This window comes from Micromonospora sp. SD12 (assembly GCF_052068495.1).
Classification (GTDB): domain Bacteria; phylum Actinomycetota; class Actinomycetes; order Mycobacteriales; family Micromonosporaceae; genus Micromonospora; species Micromonospora echinofusca.
On record NZ_JBQHDF010000019.1, the window covers coordinates 52,441 to 73,618 of the forward strand.

General features: G+C 73.6%; 22 protein-coding genes. 17 read left to right on the top strand and 5 right to left on the bottom strand.

Features of this window, described 5'->3' with window-relative positions:
- The first annotated feature begins 43 nt into the window (after nt 1-43).
- On the top strand, nt 44-616 hold the full coding sequence (locus ACTMS2_RS25375) for a hypothetical protein (RefSeq protein WP_441177650.1): 573 nt from the start codon (nt 44-46) through the stop codon (nt 614-616).
- Nucleotides 617-700: 84 nt separating this feature from the next.
- On the opposite strand, the gene ACTMS2_RS25380 is transcribed toward ACTMS2_RS25375, so the two are convergent.
- Nucleotides 701-997 carry a ferredoxin gene (locus ACTMS2_RS25380; RefSeq protein ID WP_441177651.1) on the bottom strand — a complete coding sequence of 99 codons (297 nt, stop codon included), beginning with the start codon at nt 995-997 and terminating at the stop codon, nt 701-703.
- A 177-nt stretch (nt 998-1,174) separates the two neighbouring features.
- On the opposite strand from ACTMS2_RS25380, the gene arc reads away from it, so the two are divergent.
- The 9 genes from arc to ACTMS2_RS25425 all read left to right on the top strand — a co-directional run bounded on the left by arc (nt 1,175) and on the right by ACTMS2_RS25425 (nt 10,135).
- Entirely contained in the window at nt 1,175-2,956 is a 1,782-nt protein-coding gene (arc, locus tag ACTMS2_RS25385) for a proteasome ATPase (protein ID WP_089000441.1), read from the top strand.
- Between the two features lie 165 nt (nt 2,957-3,121).
- A complete protein-coding gene (gene dop / locus ACTMS2_RS25390; protein ID WP_121398237.1) occupies nt 3,122-4,639 on the top strand; it encodes a depupylase/deamidase Dop in 1,518 nt (505 codons plus the stop codon).
- A 106-nt stretch (nt 4,640-4,745) separates the two neighbouring features.
- Nucleotides 4,746-4,961 (top strand): ubiquitin-like protein Pup, encoded by a 216-nt coding sequence (locus ACTMS2_RS25395; RefSeq protein WP_363899676.1) that lies wholly within the window; start codon nt 4,746-4,748, stop codon nt 4,959-4,961.
- Nucleotides 4,962-4,982: 21 nt separating this feature from the next.
- A complete protein-coding gene (locus tag ACTMS2_RS25400; protein WP_441177652.1) occupies nt 4,983-5,669 on the top strand; it encodes an endonuclease VII domain-containing protein in 687 nt (228 codons plus the stop codon).
- A complete protein-coding gene (prcB, locus tag ACTMS2_RS25405) occupies nt 5,588-6,427 on the top strand; it encodes a proteasome subunit beta (RefSeq protein WP_192581475.1) in 840 nt (279 codons plus the stop codon). Before ACTMS2_RS25400 ends, prcB begins: the two co-directional genes overlap by 82 nt.
- A gap of 61 nt (nt 6,428-6,488) precedes the next feature.
- The gene (gene prcA / locus ACTMS2_RS25410) at nt 6,489-7,319 is read left to right on the top strand and encodes a proteasome subunit alpha (protein ID WP_441177653.1); all 831 of its coding nucleotides are present in this window, start codon (nt 6,489-6,491) and stop codon (nt 7,317-7,319) included.
- Nucleotides 7,320-7,778: 459 nt separating this feature from the next.
- Nucleotides 7,779-9,137, top strand: a complete 1,359-nt coding sequence (gene pafA / locus ACTMS2_RS25415; protein ID WP_357881540.1) for a Pup--protein ligase — start codon at nt 7,779-7,781, stop codon at nt 9,135-9,137.
- A gap of 68 nt (nt 9,138-9,205) precedes the next feature.
- The gene (locus ACTMS2_RS25420) at nt 9,206-9,391 is read left to right on the top strand and encodes a hypothetical protein (protein ID WP_089000436.1); all 186 of its coding nucleotides are present in this window, start codon (nt 9,206-9,208) and stop codon (nt 9,389-9,391) included.
- A 195-nt stretch (nt 9,392-9,586) separates the two neighbouring features.
- Nucleotides 9,587-10,135: a carboxymuconolactone decarboxylase family protein gene (locus ACTMS2_RS25425; RefSeq protein WP_441177654.1), complete on the top strand. Its 549-nt coding sequence runs from the start codon at nt 9,587-9,589 to the stop codon at nt 10,133-10,135.
- An 18-nt stretch (nt 10,136-10,153) separates the two neighbouring features.
- Here ACTMS2_RS25425 and ACTMS2_RS25430 read toward each other — a convergent pair whose 3' ends face one another.
- Nucleotides 10,154-11,239 carry a DUF3866 family protein gene (locus tag ACTMS2_RS25430; RefSeq protein ID WP_441177655.1) on the bottom strand — a complete coding sequence of 362 codons (1,086 nt, stop codon included), beginning with the start codon at nt 11,237-11,239 and terminating at the stop codon, nt 10,154-10,156.
- A 291-nt stretch (nt 11,240-11,530) separates the two neighbouring features.
- On the opposite strand from ACTMS2_RS25430, the gene ACTMS2_RS25435 reads away from it, so the two are divergent.
- The 7 genes from ACTMS2_RS25435 (at nt 11,531) to ACTMS2_RS25465 (ending at nt 17,307) form a co-directional block, all read left to right on the top strand.
- On the top strand, nt 11,531-12,529 hold the full coding sequence (locus tag ACTMS2_RS25435; protein ID WP_101409810.1) for a helix-turn-helix transcriptional regulator: 999 nt from the start codon (nt 11,531-11,533) through the stop codon (nt 12,527-12,529).
- The gene (locus ACTMS2_RS25440; protein WP_441177656.1) at nt 12,526-13,590 is read left to right on the top strand and encodes a helix-turn-helix transcriptional regulator; all 1,065 of its coding nucleotides are present in this window, start codon (nt 12,526-12,528) and stop codon (nt 13,588-13,590) included. The genes ACTMS2_RS25435 and ACTMS2_RS25440 overlap by 4 nt, the downstream gene beginning before the upstream one ends.
- Before the next feature lie 10 nt (nt 13,591-13,600).
- On the top strand, nt 13,601-13,849 hold the full coding sequence (locus ACTMS2_RS25445) for a hypothetical protein (RefSeq protein WP_441177657.1): 249 nt from the start codon (nt 13,601-13,603) through the stop codon (nt 13,847-13,849).
- 208 nt (nt 13,850-14,057) lie between these two features.
- Nucleotides 14,058-14,384 carry a Sec-independent protein translocase subunit TatA gene (gene tatA, locus ACTMS2_RS25450; protein ID WP_121398247.1) on the top strand — a complete coding sequence of 109 codons (327 nt, stop codon included), beginning with the start codon at nt 14,058-14,060 and terminating at the stop codon, nt 14,382-14,384.
- A gap of 17 nt (nt 14,385-14,401) precedes the next feature.
- Complete coding sequence (gene tatC / locus ACTMS2_RS25455) at nt 14,402-15,352, top strand: twin-arginine translocase subunit TatC (RefSeq protein ID WP_441177658.1); 951 nt, start codon at nt 14,402-14,404, stop codon at nt 15,350-15,352.
- 626 nt (nt 15,353-15,978) lie between these two features.
- Nucleotides 15,979-16,584 carry a response regulator transcription factor gene (locus ACTMS2_RS25460; protein ID WP_441177659.1) on the top strand — a complete coding sequence of 202 codons (606 nt, stop codon included), beginning with the start codon at nt 15,979-15,981 and terminating at the stop codon, nt 16,582-16,584.
- 141 nt (nt 16,585-16,725) lie between these two features.
- Nucleotides 16,726-17,307 (top strand): response regulator transcription factor, encoded by a 582-nt coding sequence (locus tag ACTMS2_RS25465; RefSeq protein ID WP_441177660.1) that lies wholly within the window; start codon nt 16,726-16,728, stop codon nt 17,305-17,307.
- A gap of 51 nt (nt 17,308-17,358) precedes the next feature.
- Here the strand turns inward: ACTMS2_RS25465 and ACTMS2_RS25470 are convergent, their stop codons facing one another.
- The 3 genes from ACTMS2_RS25470 to ACTMS2_RS25480 form a co-directional block, all read right to left on the bottom strand.
- Nucleotides 17,359-19,224, bottom strand: a complete 1,866-nt coding sequence (locus ACTMS2_RS25470; RefSeq protein WP_441177661.1) for an ATP-binding cassette domain-containing protein — start codon at nt 19,222-19,224, stop codon at nt 17,359-17,361.
- Nucleotides 19,221-20,951: an ATP-binding cassette domain-containing protein gene (locus tag ACTMS2_RS25475; protein ID WP_441177662.1), complete on the bottom strand. Its 1,731-nt coding sequence runs from the start codon at nt 20,949-20,951 to the stop codon at nt 19,221-19,223. Before ACTMS2_RS25475 ends, ACTMS2_RS25470 begins: the two co-directional genes overlap by 4 nt.
- Nucleotides 20,952-21,024: 73 nt before the next feature.
- On the bottom strand, nt 21,025-21,144 hold the full coding sequence (locus tag ACTMS2_RS25480) for a SapB/AmfS family lanthipeptide (RefSeq protein ID WP_089003486.1): 120 nt from the start codon (nt 21,142-21,144) through the stop codon (nt 21,025-21,027).
- Between the last annotated feature and the right edge of the window lie 34 nt (nt 21,145-21,178).

The window sequence follows — 21,178 nt, forward strand, 5'->3', positions numbered from 1 at the left end:
CGCCCGTCGGCGCGTGCCGGCGGGCCGGGCACGGGGAGGTGGAATGAGCCGGCCCGGCTTCGGCGGGGGCGACCTGCCGGCGGTGTTCCCGGACTGGTCGCCCTACCAGGACCTCGAATCGGCGGCCCGGGCGTACCTGCGGGATCCCGACGTCGCGCTGGAGGCGCTCGGCGGGGTGCTGGGCGGCGCGTCGGTGCTCGGCTTCACGCTGGAACGCTTCGTCAACGAGGTCAACGGGGTGTGGCAGGAGGTCGTGGTCTGCGACGGCAGCCGGCTCGTCCTCTGGCACGGTGAGGACGTGCCGCCGGGGGAGGGGCCACCGGGGTCGATGACCTCGTCGCTGCGGGTGGTGCCGATCTCCACGGTGACCGAGGTCGGCTGCCGGCGCCGGCTGACCCGCGCCGACGACGGCGGGATCCGGGTCGACAGCATCGACGTCTACCTGCTGCTCACCTCGCTGGACGAGGCCCCGCCCAGCGACGAGGCGGTGGGCGGGCCCCGGCACGACGCGTTGCGCTTCGGCAAGACCCTCGACGACGGCGGCGCGGGGCAGATCGCCCGGCTGGAGGAGTTCGCCCGCCTGGTCGCCTCGGTGGTCGGCCGCCCGATGCTCTGAGCCGTACGCCCGGGCGTCGCCCCCCGGGGGCGGCACACGGTCCGGTCGTCCTCCCGTGCCCGGCGGCGCGGGAGGACGCCGCCGTCAGTCCTCCTCGGCCTCCGGGCCGGCCACCTCGACGCCGTCGCTGCCGCGCAGCACGTGGATGCACTCGCCCGGGCACTCCTTCGCCGAGTCGATGACCTCGAGGCGCAGGTGCTCCGGCACGTCGACCCGGCTGCCCGGCGCCGTCCGCAGCTCACCGTCGGAGCCCTTGACGTAGGCGAGCCCGTCGACGTCGAACTCGAAGACCTCGGGCGCGTACTGCACGCAGAGCCCGTCGCCCGTGCAGAGATCCTGGTCAACCCAGACCTGCAGCTGATCCGTCACGACCTCCGCCACGGCGCACCCCCCATGTTCTCCCGACCCACGCACCGACGGTACCCGAACGCCCGGACCGGCCCCCGGGGCCACCCTTCGCGATCAAGGTTCGGTGACGAGGGCGTTGCGTGGGACCGAATCGGCCTCATAGCGGCTAGTGTTAGGGCAGAACGTTCAAGCCCCCCGGGGAGGTGGGACGTGGCACGCAGCGACGACGCGGACTCGCGCGCCGCACGGTGGGAGAAGGAGGCCCACGATCTCTCCACGCAGGTCGCGTTCCTTCAAGAGGAACTCGCTCTGGTGCGGCGCAAGTTGACCGAAAGCCCCCGACACGTCCGGCAGCTCGAAGAGCGGCTGGCGGCCACCCAGGCACAGTTGGCGCGGCTGACCGAGAACAACGACCGGCTCGTGAGCACCCTCAAGGAGGCTCGCGCGCAGATCGTGACGCTCAAGGAGGAGATCGACCGCCTCGCGCAACCGCCGAGTGGTTACGGCGTCTTCCTCGCGCGGCACGATGACGGCACGGTGGATGTCTTCACCGGCGGACGCAAGCTCCGCGTCGCCGTCTCACCCTCGCTGGACGTCGCCGAGCTGCGGCGAGGCCAGGAGGTCCTGCTCAACGACGCACTCAACATCGTCGACGCGTTCGGTTTCGAGCGGGTCGGCGAGGTGGCGATGCTCAAGGAGATCCTCGCGGGTCCCGACGGCGCTCCGGGCGACCGGGCCCTGGTGGTCTCGCACTCCGACGAGGAGCGCATCGTGCACCTCGCCGACACCCTGATCGGCTCGCCGATCAGGGCCGGCGACTCGCTCATGATCGAGCCCCGCTCGGCGTACGCGTACGAGCGGATCCCGAAGAGCGAGGTCGAGGAACTGGTCCTGGAGGAGGTGCCCGACGTCGACTACACCGACATCGGTGGCCTCCACTCGCAGATCGAGCAGATCCGCGACGCGGTGGAACTGCCCTTCCTGCACGCCGACCTGTTCCGCGAGCACCAGCTCCGCCCGCCGAAGGGCATCCTGCTCTACGGTCCGCCCGGCTGCGGCAAGACGCTGATCGCCAAGGCGGTGGCCAACTCGCTGGCGAAGAAGATCGCCGAGCGGGAGGGCAAGGAGAAGCACACCAGCTTCTTCCTCAACATCAAGGGCCCGGAGCTGCTCAACAAGTACGTCGGCGAGACCGAGCGGCACATCCGGCTGATCTTCCAGCGGGCCCGCGAGAAGGCCGGCGAGGGCACCCCGGTGATCGTGTTCTTCGACGAGATGGACTCGATCTTCCGGACCCGCGGCTCCGGCGTCTCCTCCGACGTGGAGAACACCATCGTCCCGCAGCTGCTCAGCGAGATCGACGGTGTCGAGGGGCTCGAGAACGTCATCGTCATCGGCGCCTCCAACCGGGAAGACATGATCGACCCGGCGATCCTGCGCCCCGGCCGACTCGACGTGAAGATCAAGATCGAGCGGCCGGACGCCGAGGCGGCCAAGGACATCTTCTCCAAGTACATCCTCTCCGGGCTGCCACTGCACCCGGACGACCTGGCCGAGCACGGCGGCGACCCCCAGGCCACCGTCGCGGCGATGATCGACGCGGTCGTGCTGCGGATGTACTCGGAGACCGAGGAGAACCGCTTCCTCGAGGTCACCTACGCCAACGGCGACAAGGAAGTCCTCTACTTCAAGGACTTCAACTCCGGCGCGATGATCCAGAACATCGTCGACCGGGGCAAGAAGATGGCCATCAAGGAGTTCCTCACCTCCGGACGCAAGGGCCTGCGCCTCCAGCACCTCCTCGACGCCTGCGTCGACGAGTTCCGGGAGAACGAGGACCTGCCCAACACCACCAACCCCGACGACTGGGCCCGCATCTCCGGCAAGAAGGGCGAGCGGATCGTCTACATCCGCACGCTCGTCTCCGGCGGCAAGGGCACCGAGGCCGGGCGGTCCATCGAGACCGCCAGCAACACCGGCCAGTACCTCTGACGGACGCCCGCACGGGGCCCGTGGCGCGACGCGTCACGGGCCCCGTGCCGTCCGTGCCCGCCTCCGTACCCCGTCGCCCCGGTCCGCCGCGCCCCCTTCCGCCGCGCGGCCGACTACGCTCGACGTGACGGGGGACCGGGTCGGGCGAGCGAAGCGGGTAGGTCGATGAGCGTAAGACGGATCATGGGCACCGAGGTCGAGTACGGCATCTCCGTTCCCGGCCAGGCCGGGGCCAACCCCATGGTCACCTCCTCGCAGGTGGTCAATGCCTACGGGGCGCGCCCGGAACTCAACCGGGGCGGCCGCGCCCGCTGGGACTACGAGGAGGAGTCGCCGCTGCGGGACGCGCGCGGCTTCACCTACTCGGGCGCCGCCTACGACCCGGCCGAGGCACTCGCCGACGAGGACCTCGGGCTGGCCAACGTGATACTCACCAACGGGGCGCGGCTCTATGTCGACCACGCCCACCCGGAATACTCCACGCCCGAGGTGACCAACCCGCTGGACGTGGTGCGCTGGGACAAGGCGGGGGAGCGGGTGATGGCCGAGGCGGCCCGCCGCGCCGCCACCATCCCCGGCACCCAGCCGATCCACCTCTACAAGAACAACACCGACAACAAGGGCGCCAGCTACGGCTCGCACGAGAACTACCTGATGCGCCGGCAGACGCCGTTCGCCGACATCGTCGCGTACCTGACGCCGTTCTTCGTGACCCGGCAGATCGTCTGCGGCGCCGGGCGGGTCGGCATCGGCCAGGACGGCGGCCAGAGCGGCTTCCAGATCTCCCAGCGTGCGGACTTCTTCGAGGTCGAGGTCGGCCTGGAGACCACCCTCAAGCGGCCGATCATCAACACCCGAGACGAGCCGCACGCCGACGCCGACAAGTACCGCCGGCTGCACGTCATCATCGGCGACGCGAACCTGTCGGAGATCTCCACGTACCTCAAGGTCGGCACCACGGCGCTGATCCTCACGATGATCGAGGAGAAGGCGCTCGGGCCCGACCTCGGCATCGCCGACCCGGTCAGCGAGTTGCGCGCCGTCAGCCACGACCCGTCCCTGACGCACCGGATGCGGCTGCGCGACGGGCGGCGGCTCACCGCCCTGGACGTGCAGTGGGCCTACTACGAGCGGGTCCGGTCCTTCGTGGACGACCGCTACGGCACCGACGCCGACGAGCAGACCCTCGACGTGCTCGCCCGCTGGGAGCGCGTGCTGGACAGGCTGGGCCGCGACGTGATGCTCTGCGCCGACGAGCTGGACTGGGTGGCCAAGCTGCGGCTGCTGGAGGGCTACCGGGAGCGCGAGCAGCTCGGCTGGGGCTCGCACAAGCTCCAGCTGGTCGACCTCCAGTACTCCGACGTCCGCCCGGAGAAGGGCCTCTACCACCGGCTGGTCTCCCGGGGCGCGATGAAGACGCTGCTCGACGACGAGCAGACGCGTACGGCGATGACCGAACCGCCGGAGGACACCCGGGCCTACTTCCGCGGCCGTTGCCTGGCCCAGTACGCCTCGGAGGTCGTCGCGGCGAGTTGGGACTCGGTGATCTTCGACGTCGGCCGGGAGTCGCTCGTGCGGGTGCCGATGATGGAGCCGGAGCGCGGCACCCGCAAGCACGTGGGCGCGCTCTTCGACCGCTGCCCCAGCGCGAAGGACCTGTTGGAGACCCTCACCGGCGGCTGAGGCGTCGTCGTCGATTGCCCGCCGTGTGCCGAAGCCGGCGCGCGGCGGGCTTTTCGTCGCCTGCGCGAGGTAAGTTGATCGCAGGGCGATCGTGGAGGAGGCAGCAATGGCCACTCGTGACAGCGGCGGGCAGTCGCAGTCGGGCAAGTCGCGTCAGGGCGAGGAGACCGAGGACGTCACCACCGAGGCGAACCCGGAGGTGGCGGAGCGGCACGCCGAGATCACCGAGGACGTGGACGACCTGCTCGACGAGATCGACTCCGTCCTCGAGGAGAACGCCGAGGAATTCGTCAGGGGCTATGTACAGAAAGGGGGTGAATAGGTTCTATCCGGCATTTCGGGCATGTCTAGACAGTGGGATGACCGAAACGGTGAGCGTCTCTGCCGAGACTGCGGCGTGTGGAAGCCCTTGGCGGACTTCTGCGCCAACAGCAGGAGACCAGACGGTCGAGGCAGCTACTGCAAACCGTGCTTCAATGTGCGTTCGAAGGCCAGCTACGCGAAGCGCGTCCGAGAACGGGATGGGCGTGAGGTGCGCCGGCTACCGGCGGTGCCGGAGGGGTACCGCCGGTGTCCGGCGTGCGATGCGGTCAAGGTGCTGGCGGACTTTCCCCGTAACCGATCCGGGCGGGGCGGCCACGGCCGATACTGCAAGCCCTGCCACAACGAGAAGGGCAGGGAGTCGCGGACGCGGCTCCACGGCGGCAGTCGCGAATACCACCTGCGGCGACGCTACGGCATCGGCGAGAAAGAGTTCCAGGACCTCCTGGCCGAGCAGGGTGGGGTCTGCGCGATCTGTGGCACGCCGGACCCCCAACATCTGGACCACGATCATCGCACCGGGTGGGTGCGCGGGATATTGTGCTTCAACTGCAACGGTGGTCTCGGCCAGTTCCGTGACGATCAGTCGCGGCTGGCGGAGGCGATCACATATCTGAGAGGAACCACGTGGCAGCGGGTTTTGATCCATCCGGGCGTCTACCAGATGTGTTCACCAACGCGGGGACGTCCTCCTTCACCTCGTTCCTGAGCAAGGTGGCCCCCGAGATGCTGCCCGGCCGCCGGCCACTGCCGCCGGGTATGGCCGCCGACATGGCGCCGCACGCGACGACCATCGTGGCCATCTCGGCCGCCGGCGGCGTCGTGATGGCCGGCGACCGGCGGGCCACCATGGGCAACCTGATCGCCCAGCGCGACATCGAGAAGGTGCACCCGGCCGACGCGTACTCCCTGGTCGGCATCGCCGGCACGGCGGGGATCGGCATCGAGCTGATGCGACTGTTCCAGGTGGAGCTGGAGCACTACGAGAAGATCGAGGGCGCGATGCTCTCGCTCGACGGCAAGGCGAACCGGCTCGCCTCGATGATCCGCGGCAACCTGGGCGCCGCGATGCAGGGTCTCGCGGTGATCCCGCTCTTCGCCGGCTACGACCTGGCCGCGAAGGACCCGGCGCGGGCCGGCCGCATCTTCAGCTTCGACGTCACCGGCGGCCCCTACGAGGAGACCGGCTACGACGCGATCGGCTCCGGCTCGCTCTTCGCCCGGTCGGCGCTGAAGAAGCGCTTCCAGCCGGGGCTCTCCATCGACGAGGCGGTCCGGCTCGCGGTCGAGGCGCTCTACGACGCGGCCGACGACGACACCGCGACGGGCGGCCCGGACCTGATCCGGCGGATCTACCCGGTGGTCATGACGGCGACGGCGGAGGGCACCCACCGGCTCACCGACGAGGAGATGTCGGCGATCGCCGAGAGCGTGGTCTCCGGCCGGATGGAGAACCCGGGCGGTTGATCCGCTCCCGCCCGCACCAGTCAGCAGCCGTCAGCACAGCGCCCTAAGGAGAACCGCCGCCGTGGCCATGCAGTTCTACGCCTCGCCCGAGCAGATCATGCGCGACCGCTCCGAGCTGGCCCGCAAGGGCATCGCCCGGGGCCGCAGCGCGGTGGTCCTGAGCTACGAGGGCGGGGTGCTCTTCGTCGCCGAGAACCTCTCCAGCGCCCTGCACAAGGTCAGTGAGATCTACGACCGGATCGGCTTCGCCGCCGTCGGCCGCTACAACGAGTTCGAGAACCTGCGCCGTGCCGGGGTGCGGATGGCCGACCTGAACGGCCTGAGCTACGACCGGCGTGACGTCACCGGCCGGGCCCTGGCGAACGCGTTCGCGCAGACCCTGGGTGCCATTTTCACCGAGCAGTCGAAGCCGTTCGAGGTGGAGATCTGCGTGGCCGAGGTCGGCACCACCGCCGAGGACGACGAGCTCTACCGGCTCACCTACGACGGCTCCGTCAACGACGAGCCGGGCCGGATGGCCATGGGTGGGCAGGCCGAGGCGATCACCGGCGTACTGAAGTCGCACCACCGTCCGGACATGTCGCTGGGTGAGGCGGTCAAGGTCGCGATGCAGGCGCTGAGCAGCGTCGGGGGAGAGGGCGGCGCCGCCCGCACCATCGCCGCCAACCAGCTGGAGGTGGCAGTCCTGGACCGGCGCCGGGTGGGGCGGACGTTCCGCCGCATCACCGGGGCCGCGCTGACCGCGCTGCTCGACGGCGACAAGGCCGAGGAGCCGGTGTCGGCCCGTCCGGATACGCCGACCTCGCCGAGCCAGGAGGCGAAGAAGCCCACCACGTCGGCCGGCTCGGCGGACCTGGAGGGCCAGGAGGCCCCCGAGGCCCCCGAGGCGTAGTGGCAGCACGTGCCGGGCGGGCGGTCGGGGCGTCGACACGCCCGAACGACCGCTCGCCCGGATCCGCGCCCGCCGCCTGAACCGCTTTCCGTCTCGCCCGCGTTCCACTTACGGGTCGACGACGAGTCGGCCCTGCGGGCCTCGCATGGTCCGCCCGCCGTCCGCGCCGCCCTGGTACGGGTCTGCGCCCGTCCGGGCCGGCGACTGCCAGCGCCGGGTCTCCAAGCGGGCCTGCGGAGGCCGGCGTACGGGGCCTTCCCGCCTCGGCGCACCCCGCCCGGCCGCCCCGGGGACCTTCGGCGGTCAGCGTCCACCTGGGACGCCGGGGCGTACGGGAACCGGGAGCGAGCCCGACGGTCGTCGCGCGGCGGGCTCCCCGGGACGGCCCGCGGGCGCCCGGTGTGAGACGGGCGCGGTGTGCGCTGCCCATCTGGGGCCTCGGGCGGCTAATGTCTCATCATGGAGCGGCGAATCTTCGGCCTCGAGACCGAGTACGGCGTCACCTGCACCTACCGTGGGCAGCGGCGGCTGTCCCCCGACGAAGTCGCCCGGTACCTCTTCCGCCGCGTGGTGTCCTGGGGCCGGTCCAGCAACGTCTTTCTGCGCAACGGCGCCCGGCTCTACCTGGACGTCGGCTCGCACCCGGAGTACGCCACCCCCGAGTGCGACTCGGTGGTGGACCTGGTCGCGCACGACCGGGCCGGCGAACGGATCCTGGAGGGCCTGCTCGTCGACGCGGAGAAGCGGCTGCACGACGAGGGCATCGCGGGCGAGATCTACCTTTTCAAGAACAACACCGACTCGGCCGGCAACTCGTACGGCTGCCACGAGAACTACCTGGTGTCGCGGCACGGGGAGTTCGGCCGGCTGGCCGACGTCCTGATCCCGTTCCTGGTCACCCGGCAGCTGATCTGCGGCGCGGGCAAGGTGTTGCAGACGCCGCGCGGGGCGGTCTACTGCCTGTCGCAGCGGGCCGAGCACATCTGGGAGGGCGTCTCGTCGGCGACGACCCGCAGTCGGCCGATCATCAACACCCGCGACGAGCCGCACGCCGACGCGGAGCGCTACCGCCGGCTGCACGTCATCGTCGGCGACTCCAACATGAACGAGGTCACCACGCTGCTCAAGGTCGGCACCGCCGACATCGTGCTGCGGATGATCGAGGCGGGGGTGGTGATGCGTGACCTGACGCTGGAGAACCCGATCCGGGCGATCCGCGAGGTCTCGCACGACATCACGGGCCGGCGCAAGGTGCGGCTCTCCTCCGGCAAGGAGGTCAGCGCGCTGGAGATCCAGCAGGAATACCTGGCCAAGGCGACCGAGTTCGTGGAGCGGCGCGGCGGCGACCAGACCGCCAAGCGGGTGGTGGAGCTGTGGGGCCGGGTGCTGCGCGCGGTGGAGACCGGCGACCTGGAGCCGGTGTCGCGGGAGATCGACTGGGTGACGAAGCTGCGGCTCATCGAGCGCTACCAGCGCAAGCACGACCTGCCGCTGTCGCATCCCCGGGTGGCGCAGATGGACCTCGCCTATCACGACCTGCGTCGCGGCCGGGGCCTCTACGGGCTGCTGGAGCGGCGCGGGGAGGTGGACCGGGTGGCGACGGACCCGGAGATCTTCGAGGCCAAGGAGACGCCGCCGCAGACGACGCGGGCCCGCCTGCGCGGGGAGTTCATCCGGCACGCCCAGGAGAAGCGGCGCGACTTCACCGTCGACTGGGTGCACCTGAAGCTCAACGACCAGGCGCAGCGCACGGTGCTCTGCAAGGACCCGTTCCGGGCGTACGACGAGCGGGTGGAGCGGCTGATCGCCAGCATGTGACGCCGACGCCGGCCCGGGGTGGTGCTGAGCGCCGTCCGGGCCGGCGGGGCCGGTAGGCTGACCGCGCGATGACGACTTCCGAACCCCCCGAGAGCGGCCGCCAGCGGCAGAACTGGGCCGAGCGCCGCCGCGAGAAGATCCGCGCCGAGATCGAGCGCAACCGGCGCGGCGAGTACACGGTGCCCACCTGGGTGCTGGCCCTCGCGCTGGTGCTGATCGTGGGGGCCTGGCTGGCCCTGATCTTCCTGGTCTGAGCCGCTGCCGGCGTGGCGACGCCGACGCCCGGCGGTAGCCGACCGGGCACGGCTGCGGGCCCGTGGTCGTACCGGCGCGGCGACGCCGCAATCTCGAAGTTGTGCGCCCCCGATGGAACTGGAACCGTGGTGCCGTTCGGCGTTTCCGGTGACCGGCCGCGCACGCCGCGTGGTCGCGGCAGGGAGGGTGGCGGTATGGCACACATCGACCTCGGTCTCGACGAGCGGGCGCATCCGGGCATCAACGGTCCGATGCGGTTCCGCCCCGAGACGGCCAAGCCGCTCAACGAGCTCGCGGAGACGCTGCTGCGCGCCCCGCACCCGACGCTGACGCCCGGTGAGCGGGAGCTGATCGCGGCGTACGTGTCGGGGCTCAACGAGTGCCGGTTCTGCTGCGCGTCGCACTCGGCGTTCGCGGCGGCGCAGCTCCCCTCGGGCATGCGGCTGGTCGACCAGGTGCGCGCCGATCCGGCGACCGCCGAGGTCAGCGACAAGCTGCGGGCGCTGCTGGAGATCGCCAGCGCGGTGCAGCGCAGCGGCCGTGACGTGACGGCGGAGCTGGTCAAGGCCGCCCGGGTCGCCGGCGCGACGGATCTGGAGATCCACGACACGGTCCTGATCGCGGCGGCGTTCTGCATGTTCAACCGGTACGTCGACGGGCTGGGCACGCTGGCCCCGGAGGACCCTGGGGTGTACGAGCAGACCGCGGAGCACATCGTGCGCTACGGCTACGGCACGAGCTGACCGCCTCCGAGGGAGAGCTCAGGTCAGCAGGCGCGCGGCGTGCCGGCCGGCCGCGGCGGCGGCCAGGAAGTAGGCATGGTCGGCGTCGAGGCCCCGGCCCATGGTGGACAGCGCAACGGGCGTGGCCCGCAGCGCGGCGTCGAGCCCGTCGGTCGGCACCCGGACGAGGGTGTGCCGCGCCGCGAGCGGCGCCAGCGCCGCGTCCACCTCGCCGGCCAGCGCCGGGGCAAGGCCGTCGGGCACCACCAGCTCGGCGGGGGCGAGGGCCACCCGGCCGTACGCGGTGAGGCTGTGGTGCGACACGCCCCGGTGGCGGGGCCGGGGGTCGGCGTCGGAGATCCGCAGCGAGCCGACCGGGCGCCCGCCCAGCGTGGCGACGGCGTTGACGGCCTCGCCGACGGCCACGCCCGAGAAGCCCCACCGGGTGCCGGTGCCCAGGTTGCCCGGCCCCTGGGCGACGATCGCCACGTCGGCGCCCAGGACGTGCCGGGCGGCCAGCAACCCGCTGTGCACGGTGCCCGCCTCCAGGTCCCCGCCGAAGGACTGGCCGACGGTGACCGTACCGACGAGGTGCCCGCGCAGCCCGGCGAGGGTGCGGGAGAACCAGGCCGGCAGGGCGCCGCCGTCGGTCAGCAGGTATGCCACCCGGGCGGCGGGGGCGTCGGCGTGGATGCCGGCCAGGATCGCCGGCAGCGCGGAGTGCAGGTCGGCGGTGACGACGGGCAGGCCGGCCAGGTCGTCGGCGGCGGCCATGACCTCCCGGTGCGGCGAGGCCTCCTCGTCGACGCCGAGCAGGATCGGCTGCAACGGGGTGTAGCGGGCCTTGACCAGGTGGCCGGCGTCGCGACTGTCGAGGGCCTGCGGCGGGTCCGGCGGCAGCCGGTCGGGCAGCGCGACGACAAGGGCGTACCCGCCGGTGCCGAGGCCCATCAGCAGCGCGCCGGCGTTGAGCAGGACCCGGTCGCCGGGCTCGGGCCGGCCGACGAGCGCGGGATAGGCCAGGGCCCGTACGGTGGCGCCGTCGGGCAGGTCGACGTCCAGTTCCACCGCCCCGGTCCACTGCCGCCGCAGCGCCGTCACCGTTCCCGACCGCCATCGCACCATGCCCGGCACGCTAGCGTCGCCGTCCGTGGCGGGCGCGCCCGGGGCGGGTCAGCCGCCGGAGCCGTCCGGCTTCCGCTCGTCGCCGGGGCCGGCGGCGCCCGCCACCACGACGGTCCCGACGCGCTCCGTCCTGGGCTCCGGCGCGGTCACCGGGCCACGGTAGGGTCGTCGCCGGTCCGCCGTCCGCCGTCCGCCGCCCGGCGTGCGACGGGGCCGGCCGGTCGCGACGCGCCCCACGTCCTGCCCGCGTGGGTGCACGGGCGCGGCGCGTGGGCTGCTAGCGTCTACCGCGTGTCGCGGACCCGCACCGAACGCCTGGTCAACCTGGTTATCTGCCTGCTGTCCACGCGACGGTTCCTGACCGCCGCGCAGATCGCCGCGACCGTGCCGGGCTACGAGCACGATCCGGACGACGCGCGTGACCACGAGGCCTTCCAGCGCAAGTTCGAGCGGGACAAGGCCGAGCTGCGTGAGCTGGGCGTGCCGCTGGAGACCGGGACGGCCAGCGTCTTCGACGCGGAGCCCGGCTACCGGATCGCCCACCGGGAGTACGCGCTGCCCGACATCCCCCTCGAACCGGACGAGGCCGCCGCCGTCGGCATCGCCGCCCGGCTGTGGCAGCACGCCGGCCTGGCCGCCGCCGCCTCCTCGGGGCTGGCGAAGCTGCGTGCCGCCGGCGTCGACGTGGATCCGCAGGCCACGCTGGGCCTGGAGCCGATGGTGACGGTGGACCCGGCGTTCGCGCCGCTCACCGCGGCCGCCCGGGACCGGCGCGAGGTCAGCTTCGACTACCGGGTCCCCGACCGCGACGACCCGACCCGTCGCCGCCTCCAGCCGTGGGGCGTGGTCTGCTGGCGGGGCCGCTGGTACGTCGTCGGGCACGACCTCGACCGCGCGGCGACGCGCTGCTTCCGGCTGTCCCGGGTGGTCGGCACGGTCCGGGCGACCGGCGCCCCGGGGGGTTACGAGCCGCCGGCCGGGGTCGACCTGATCAGCCACGTGGCCCGCTGGTCGGGGCCGGCGGAGCGCACCGGGCGGGCCACCGTGCTGGTCGCCGCCGGGCGCGCGGCCGGGCTGCGCCGCTGGGCGGTCGGCGTCACCGCCGGGCCCGACGGCGACCGGCTGGTGCTGCCGTACGCCGACGCGGACGTCCTCGCCGGGCAGCTCGTCGGCTACGGTCCGGATGTGCGGGTGCTCGATCCCCCCGAGGTGCGTGACGCGGTGATCCAGCGGCTCAAGGAGATCGCCGCGCGGCACGAGGACCTCGCGGTCGCCGGCGGTGTCCGGTGACCCGCCCGGCCGCCCGGGGCGGCTCCCGCGCGTCGGCCGACCGGCTGGCCCGGCTGCTCAACCTGGTGCCCTACCTGCTGGCCCGGCCCGGCATCGAGCTCGCCGAGGCGGCGGGGGACCTGGGCGTCACCGAGCGGCAGCTGCGCGAGGACCTGGAGCTGCTGTGGGTGTGCGGGTTGCCCGGCTACGGCCCGGGTGACCTGATCGACATGGCCTTCGACGGCGACCGGGTGACGATCACCTACGACGCCGGCATCGACCGGCCGCTGCGGCTCACCCCCGACGAGGCCCTCGCGTTGGTGGTGGCGCTGCGGATGCTCGCCGAGACGCCCGGGGTGACCAACCGGGAGGCCGTCGAGCGGGCGCTCGCGAAGATCGAGCACGCGGCCGGTGACCTGGTGGCGGCGCCGGTCGAGGTCCGGCTGCCCGCCGACACCCGACGGGTGGAGGAGCTGCGGTCGGCCGTCGAGAGCGGCCGGGCGCTGCGCATCACCTACTACACGGCCGCGCGGGACGAGACCACCGAGCGGGTCGTCGACCCGCTGCGCATGCTCATGGTCGGCGGGCGGGCGTACGTGGAGGCGTGGTGCCGCCGGGCGGAGGCGGTGCGGCTGTTCCGGGCCGACCGCATCGACGCGGTCACCGAGCTGGACGAGCGGGCCGTCGTGCCACCGCAGGCCCGCCCGCACGACCTCACCGAAGGCGTGTTCCGCCCGTCGCCCGACCTGCCGCTGATCACGCTGCGCATCGGCCGGGGCGAGCGGTGGCTCACCGAGTACTACCCGTGCGAGCGGGTCGAGGCCGGTGACGGCGACCACTGGCTGGTCTCGCTGCGGGTCACCGACCTGGGCTGGGCCCGCCGCTTCGTGCTGGGTCTGGGTTCGGACGTGGCGGTGGTCGCGCCGGTCGAGCTGGCCGAACAGGTCCGGGCCGCGGCGGTCGCGGCCCTCGACGCGTACGCCTCGCCGGCGCCGGCCGCACCGCGCGGGCCGGCGGATGTCGCGGCCACGGCGCGGGCGGTGTCGCCGGCCGACCCGGCGGTGACCGTGGGCACCCAGTAGGCTGGCCGCCGTGGTGAAGTGGATCGTGCTCGCGGTGGTGCTGTTCGCGCTCGTCGTGTTCGTCCTGGCCCTGCGGCCGGTGCTGACGCGGCTGCCCCGACTGCGTCGCGCGGCCGTGGCCCTGCAACGCCGGGCGGGCGAGGCGGAGGCGCTGCGGGCGACCGCCGAGACCCTCCAGGCGCGGGCGGAGGCCCTCCAGGAGCAGCTCGACACTGCTCAGCGGCGGATGGCCGTGATCAAGGCGAAGCGCGGCGACTGATCGGTCGGTGCCCGGTTCCTGCGCGAAGCGGCCCGGTTGCACGCAGGAACGATCCGGCGGCAGGTGGTTGACGGGACGTCCCGCGTTGGTCAAGACTTCACCGGCCGGGACGAACCACCACCACCCGGCGGGTGGCAACGGCCGTCGGCGCACGTACGATGGGCTGCGGTACACCCCTCACGACGACACAGAGCGACTGGAGCTTCCCATGGGTGCCCTCAAGCCGTGGCACATCGCCGTACTCGTGGTCGTGCTGATCCTGCTCTTCGGCGCGAAGCGGCTCCCCGACGCGGCCCGTTCGCTGGGCCGGTCGCTGCGGATCATCAAGGCCGAGACCAAGAGCCTGCACGACGACGACCGTGACCTCGCCGAGAAGGCCGACGCGCAGTCCGGCTACCAGCCGCTCCCGCCGCAGACCGTCCAGGGCCAGCCGTACGCGCCGCCGCCCGCCGGCCAGCAGCCGCACGTCGCCCCGCAGCAGCAGCCGTACGCACCCCCGGTCAACGACCCGGTGCAGCGCGTCCGCGACAACTGACCGAAGGGCCCGAGACCGTGGCCTTCGCCCTCAAGAAGCGCGGCCCGAGCAGCTTCGTGCGGGCCGCCGACGGCTCGATGACGCTCATCGAGCACATCCGCGAGCTGCGCAACCGGCTGTTCAAGGCGTCGCTGGCGATCCTCGTCGGCTTCGGCTTCGGCATCTGGCTCGCCGGGCCGGTGCTGAACGTGCTGAAGCGGCCGTACTGCGATCTGCCGCAGGCGCGGACGACCAACGGTGCCTGCGACTTCGTCCAACTCGGCCCGGCCGACCTATTCCTGCTCAACCTGAAGATCGGGCTCTGGGTCGGGCTGATCATCGCCGCGCCGGTCTGGCTCTACCAGCTCTGGGCGTTCATCGCGCCCGGCCTGCACCGGCACGAGCGGCGCTACGCGTACGTCTTCACCGCGCTGGCGGCGCCGCTGTTCGCCGCCGGCGCGGTGCTGGCGTACTTCGTGACCGCGAAGGGTCTGGAGTTCCTGCTGGACATCTCCGGCAGCGACATCAACACGACCCTGGACATCACCCGTTACGTCTCGTTCGTCACCAACCTGATTCTGCTGTTCGGGGTGGCGTTCGAGTTCCCGCTGCTGGTGTTGATGCTGAACTTCGTCGGCATCGCCAGCGCGAAGCGGCTGCTGAGTTGGTGGCGGATCGCGGTGTTCGTGTTCTTCGCGTTCTCCGCCGTGGTCACGCCGACCCCCGACCCGTTCGGGATGACCGCGCTGGCGCTCTGTCTCTGCGCGCTCTACTTCGCGGCGGTCGGGGTGGCGTTCCTCAACGACAAGCGCAGGGGACGCGGCAAGGAGATCTACGCCGGCATCGACGACGACGAGGTCTCGCCGCTGACGCTCGACCCCGACCCGGTGGAGGCCGGGCAGCGGGTGGACGCCAGCGCGCCGATCGCCGCCCCGGAGCCGGTCGCCGCGCCAGCGCCGATCGAGCGCCGCTACGACGACATGACCTGACCGCCGGTCGTCCTCGTGCCGCACGGAACAAGCCCTCCCTCGCCGGAGGGCTTGTTCCGTTGGCGGCCGGCCGTCGGGCCGCCCCGGTCGACCAGCGGCAGCGAGCGCCCCGGTGTGCCACGGTGGCGCCCCTAACGCATGCCGCGCCAGCCGTCAGCCCGCAGTCGGCAATCCGTCACGAGGCATCCACGAGCTGCAATCGGGTAAGCAGATCTTTACGATGTGTCGACGTGTCCGACGAGGGAGGTCGCTGTCCAGTGCGTCGCCCGACGTTTCGTCGTCCACCCGTGACCGGGGTCGAGACCACCTCCCGGCCGCGGCGGTGCGGCGTGCCCGTCGCCCGGTCCGTCGTGCGCTCGACGAGGACTGACGGCGGACCGCTGCCCGCCCCGGGCGACCGGTTTCCCGGGGTGAGTGCCCGCCCCGGCTGAGTCCCGGCGGGCCCACCCGCGCGGTCGTCCGGCCCCGCTGGCCGCACTCCGGCGCGCCGGGCCGCCCGAACGCCCCTGACCGCCCGATCGCCGTCTGTCGCGCTTCATGATCCAGTCGTTCCCTCCGGCCGGCCTGCCGGGTCCCGTCAACGGGACCGATCGCCGCCCCCGCACCCCCAGATCGGAGCTAACGCGTTGATCCGCGTCGTCGTTGTCGAGGAGATGGGACTGCTGCGCACCGCCCTGTGCGCGGCACTGTCGAGCGAGGAGGACATCGAGGTCGCCGCCGAGGTGACCGGGGTGGAGGACCTGCCCGCCCTGGTGCGCCGGCATCGGCCGGACGTGGTGCTGGTGGACCTGGCGCCGGACGCCCCGCACCCGGTCCAGGTCGTCGCCCACATCACCGAGGCCATGCCCGACACCGCCGTGCTCGCCATGGGGCGGCGGTGGAGCCAGCAGCTCATCGGGGACCTGCTGGCCGCCGGCGTACGGGGCCTGGTCGGCAAGGATGCCTCGCTGGAGGCGCTGGTCGGCGCCGTACGGGAGCTCGCGGCCGGCGGGAAGGTCATCGACGCGGACGCCGCCGTGACGGCGCTACGGCCCGCGTCGAGCCCGCTGACGCGTCGCGAGGTGGAGGTGCTGCGCGTCGCCGCGGAGGGCCTGCCGCTCAAGGAGATCGCCCGCCGGCTCTACCTGGCGCACGGGACGGTACGCAACCACCTGTCGGCGGTCATGCGCAAGACCGGCGCGCGCAACCGGATGGAGGCGGTGTGGCGCGCCCGACGCGACGGCTGGATGTAGTCGCGTCCACCGTGGGGCGCCGGTTCCGTTCACCTCCTCGTCCAGCCTGGACGGTGGCGGACCGCTCACCGAGCGGAACCGGCCGAAGCGTGTTTAGATTCTGACGGTCCGTGATCTGTCCGACGACGCTCCGGAGGGTCAATGGTGATCCGTACGCTGCTCGCTCTCGACGGTGCCCTGGTCCGTGGCGCCCTGTCGCTCGTCCTCGCCGCCGAGGCGGACATCAGCGTGGTGGCGGAACTCGACCGGGGCGACGCCCTGCCGCCGGCGGTCCGAACGCGGCGTCCCGACGTCGCGGTCGTGGATCTCGACCTCATCGGGGAGACGGGCATGGCGGGGCAGTGCCCGCTGCTGGTGCTCGCCGACCGGCGCCGGGCGCGCAGCCTGCACCGGGTCTTCGTGCCGGGGCGCACCGTCGGGATCCTCGGCAGCGACGTCTCTCCGCACCGGGTGGTGGACGGCATCCGGCGGCTGGCCCGTCGCGAGTCGGTGGTCGACGCCGACCTGGTGATGGCGGCACTGAGCCGCGACAGCCCGCTCACCTCGCGGGAGACCGAGATCCTCGACCTGACCGCGGCCGGGGCGCCGGTCGTGGAGGTCGCCCGGACGCTCGGGCTCGCCCCGGGGACCGTACGCAACCACCTCGGCCGGATAGCCCGCAAGGCGGGCGCGCGCACGAGGGTGGAGGCCGTGCGGGTCGCCCGCGAGGCCGGCTGGATCTGACGACCGCCCCGGCACCCGCGCCTGGACCGCGACGGTGGCGGCGGCGGGTGCTCAGGCCCGGCCGAGTGGCACGCGGGCCGGCGGTGCCACGTCCTCCCAGTGCCCGACCAGCTCACGGTAGACGGGCGAGCGCACCAGCAGGTCGTCGTGGGTGCCGACGAGGGGCCGATCGCCGTCGAAGACCACCACCCGGCGGGCGCGGGTCGCTGAGCTGATCCGGTGCGCGATCACCACCAGGGTGCCGCCACGGCGGGCGAAGGCGTGCTCGACGGTCGCCTCCAGGGTCGGGTCCAGGTGACACGTCGCCTCGTCGAGGATCACCAGCGGCGCGGGGGCCAGGTAGGCCCGGACCGCGGCGACGAGTTGGCGCTCCCCGGCGGAGAGGTCGGCGGGGTCGAGGTCGGCGTCGAGGCCACCGAGGCGGCTCAGCAGGGGACCGGCGCCGAGGGTGCGTACGGCGGCCAGGACCGTCGCGTCGTCCACCCCGGGGTGCAGGTAGCGCAGGTTGTCGCCGAGGGAACCGGTGCGCACGTACGCCTCCTGCGGCAGGAGGACCCGCAGCCGGGCCAGCTCCTGCGGCGCGGTGCCGGCGGTCGGCACGCCGGCCAGGTGGACCGTGCCGGACTCCGGTGGCACGAGCCCGGCGACCAACGCGGCCAGGGTGGACTTGCCGGCGCCGCTCGGCCCCACCACGGCCACGTGCTCGCCGGCCGCCACGGTCAGGGTGAGGTCGGTCAGGACGGGGCGGGCGTGCGGGCCGTACCGGAAGGTCAGCCCCCGCAGCGCGACCGCCGGCGGCGCGCTGCCGCTGGCGGCTTGCCGGGCCGGGCCGGTGCGGGTCGGCGGGCCGGCGGCGAGGGGAGACGACGCGGCGTCGTCGCGGGTCGCCGGGTCGGCGGCGCCGTCGGTCGCCGGGTCGCCGTCGGTCGCCGGGCCGGCGGAGGGCAGGGGAATGGGCCCCGGCGGCGGGCTGGTGCGCAGGATCCGGTCCAGGGTGACGGCGTAGCGCAGACCGCCCCCGCCGACACCCTGCACCACCGCGTGCAGGGCCGGTTGCAGCCCGGTGGTGACGTAGACCAGCGCGCCCAGCACGGCCCCGGCGCTGAGCCCCTGCCGGACCAGCCACGGCGCGGCCAGCACCAGCACCACCACGGGCAGCCAGCCGCCCACCCCGAGGCTGAGGCTGCGCAGCGCCGCCATCCGGGCCAGCGTCCGCTCCGCGTCGGCCTGCGCCCTGACCCGCCGGTCCACGTCGGACACCACGCGCTCCTGCGCGCCGCAGGCCACGACGTCGCGGTGCCCGGCCAACGCCGACGCGGCCGAGCGGCCGAGCCGCTCGCCGGCGCTCACCTGTGCCCGCTGGTGCGCCACCATGGCCGGCAGCGACGCGGCGAACACGGCCAGCCCCACCAGCAGCGGGGCGGCCACCGCGCCCGCCAGCGGTGGGGCCAGGGCGAACAGGCCGAGCAGCGCCGCGCCGGCGGTGAACAGGAACCCGCGGACCACCAGCAGCAGCCCGCCGAAGGTGTCCCGGACCACCTCGACCTGATGGGTCAGCCGGGCCACGGTGGCGCTGTCCGCCCGGCCGCCGGCCCGGGTGGCGTCGCGCAGCGCCCCCCACACCACCCGGGCGGCCAACTCGTCGCGGAACGGCTCGACCACGGCGCCGAGGCTGCGGTACACCCGGCCGCTGGCCGCCGCGCCGACCAGCACCGCCGCGGCGAGCCCGGCCAGCCAGGCCAGCCCGGTGCCGAACTGGCCGGCCAGGAAGCCCCGGTCCACGGCCCGGGCCACGAGCGCGCCGCCGAGCAGCGCCGGCAGGGCCTCGACGGCCGACCAGGCGGCCAGCCGGCCCAGCGCCCGGCGGCGGGCCCGCAGCGCCGCCCAGGTGGTCCGGCGTACGCCGGGGCCGCTCATCGGGCGTCCCCGTTGGGCGCGAAGACCGCCCGGTAGGCCGGGTCGGACCAGAGCCGCCGGTGCGGCGCCACGGCCCGCAGCCGCCCGCCGTCGAGCCACGCCACCAGGTCGGCCGCCGCCGCCGTCGCGGCGCGGTGGGTCACCACGAGTCGGGTACGGCCGCCGGCGCCGGTGGCCACGGCGCGGGCGATGCGGTGTTCGGTGGCGGTGTCGAGGCTGGACGTGGCGTCGTCGAGGATGAGCAGCCGCTCGGCGGGGAACGCGCGGGCCAGCCCGAGGCGCTGCGTCTCGCCGCCGGAGAACGGCGCGTCCGCCAGCCGGGTGCGGAAGCCCTCGGGCAGCCGGGCGACGACGTCGGCGACCTGCGCCGCGCGCGCCGCGGCCAGCACCGCCGGGGTGGCCGGGGCGGCGTCGGCGGGCGGTCGTGCCGCCGTGGCGGGCAGGCCGAGCCCGATCGCGTCGTGCACCGTCTCGCCGACCAGGACGGGCCGGTCGAAGGCGTGGCCGACGGCCCGGCGCAGCGCGGGCGGGGCGAGCCGGCGCAGCGGCGCCCCGTCCAGCAGCACCTCGCCGCTGTCCGGGTCGTGCAGCCGGCCGGCCACCGCGGCGAGGGTCGACTTGCCGGCGCCGGAGCGGCCGACGACGGCCAGGGTGGCGCCCGCCGGTACGGTCAGGTCGATCCCGTCGAGGACCGTTCGCCCGTCGTCGGCGCGTACGCCCACCCCGCGCAGCCGCAGTTCCCCCCGCCCGGGCGGCAGGGGCTCGGTGCCGTCGCGGCGTACGGGGTGGGCCAGCGGTTCGGCGATCCGGCTGGCCGCCGCGCGGCTGCGCACCAGCCGGTTCAGGGTGGCCAGCACCGCGCCGAGCCCGGCGCCGAGGGCCGCGTACTGCACGGCGGCGACGAGCTGGCCGGGGGTGAGCCAGCCGACGGTCAGCGCATACCCGCCGACGGCCACGACGGCCACCTGGAGCAGCGGGCCGACGGCGGCGGTGCGGGCGCTCGCCCTGGCCAGCAACCGCCAGCTGAGCAGGCCGTACCCGCGCAGTTCCGGCAGGGCCGCGAGCACCCGGTCGCGTTCCCGGTCGACGGTCGCGGCGGCGGCGATGGTGCGGGCACCGCCGAGAGCCTCCAGCAGCCGGCCGGCGATGTCCCCCAGCACCCGCTGGTAGCCGGCCACGGCGGCGGAGGCGTCCGTGACGAAGGCGCGCATGAGCAGCGTGAGCAGGGCCAGCCCGCCGAGGAGGGTGAGGCCGAGCAGCGGTTCGAGCAGGGTGAGCGCCACGACGCTGCCGACCGGAGGAAGCAGCGCGACGACGCCCAGTACCACGGCGGTGCCCGCCTGCCCGGCATCGGCGGCCTGCCCGACGAGTCGGCCGACCAGGTCGCCCACCGGATGGCGGCGGACGGTGCGCACGTCGCAGGCGAAGAGGTGACGCAGCAGGCGCCGGCGAAGCCGCGCGGTTGCCCGGGCCGCGCCGTATCCGCTGGCCACGTCGCCGAGGATGTCGGTGAGCATGAGGACGGCGATCAGGCCGCAGGCGGCGGCCGGCCACCAGGCGCCACCGTCGCCGGCGACGGCGGCGTCGACCGCGAGCCCGAGCGCGGCGGGCAGGGCGAGTTCGGCGGCGGCGCCGGTGAGCGCCACCGCGCCGAGCAGGACCGTCCATCCGCCGCCGTCGCGGACCACCCGGCGCAGCAGCCGGTCGGAGCCGGTCGGCGTCCGCATCGGTCCTCCCGCAGAAGACGTGCGGCCCTGGGCGGACACGTCCATCCGCCCAGGGCCTCGCGTGATGACCTGATCAGTTGCAGGTCGTGACGGACAGCGAGCTGTCGCCGCAGAGCAGCAGGCTCGCGCGGCTTCCGCCGCCGGTGCGGTCGGCGGGGGCCATCTCCATGCCCTGAAGGTCGAGAAGCGCCATGTCGATCATCTCCTTGTGTGCTGGTCGGTCGGAT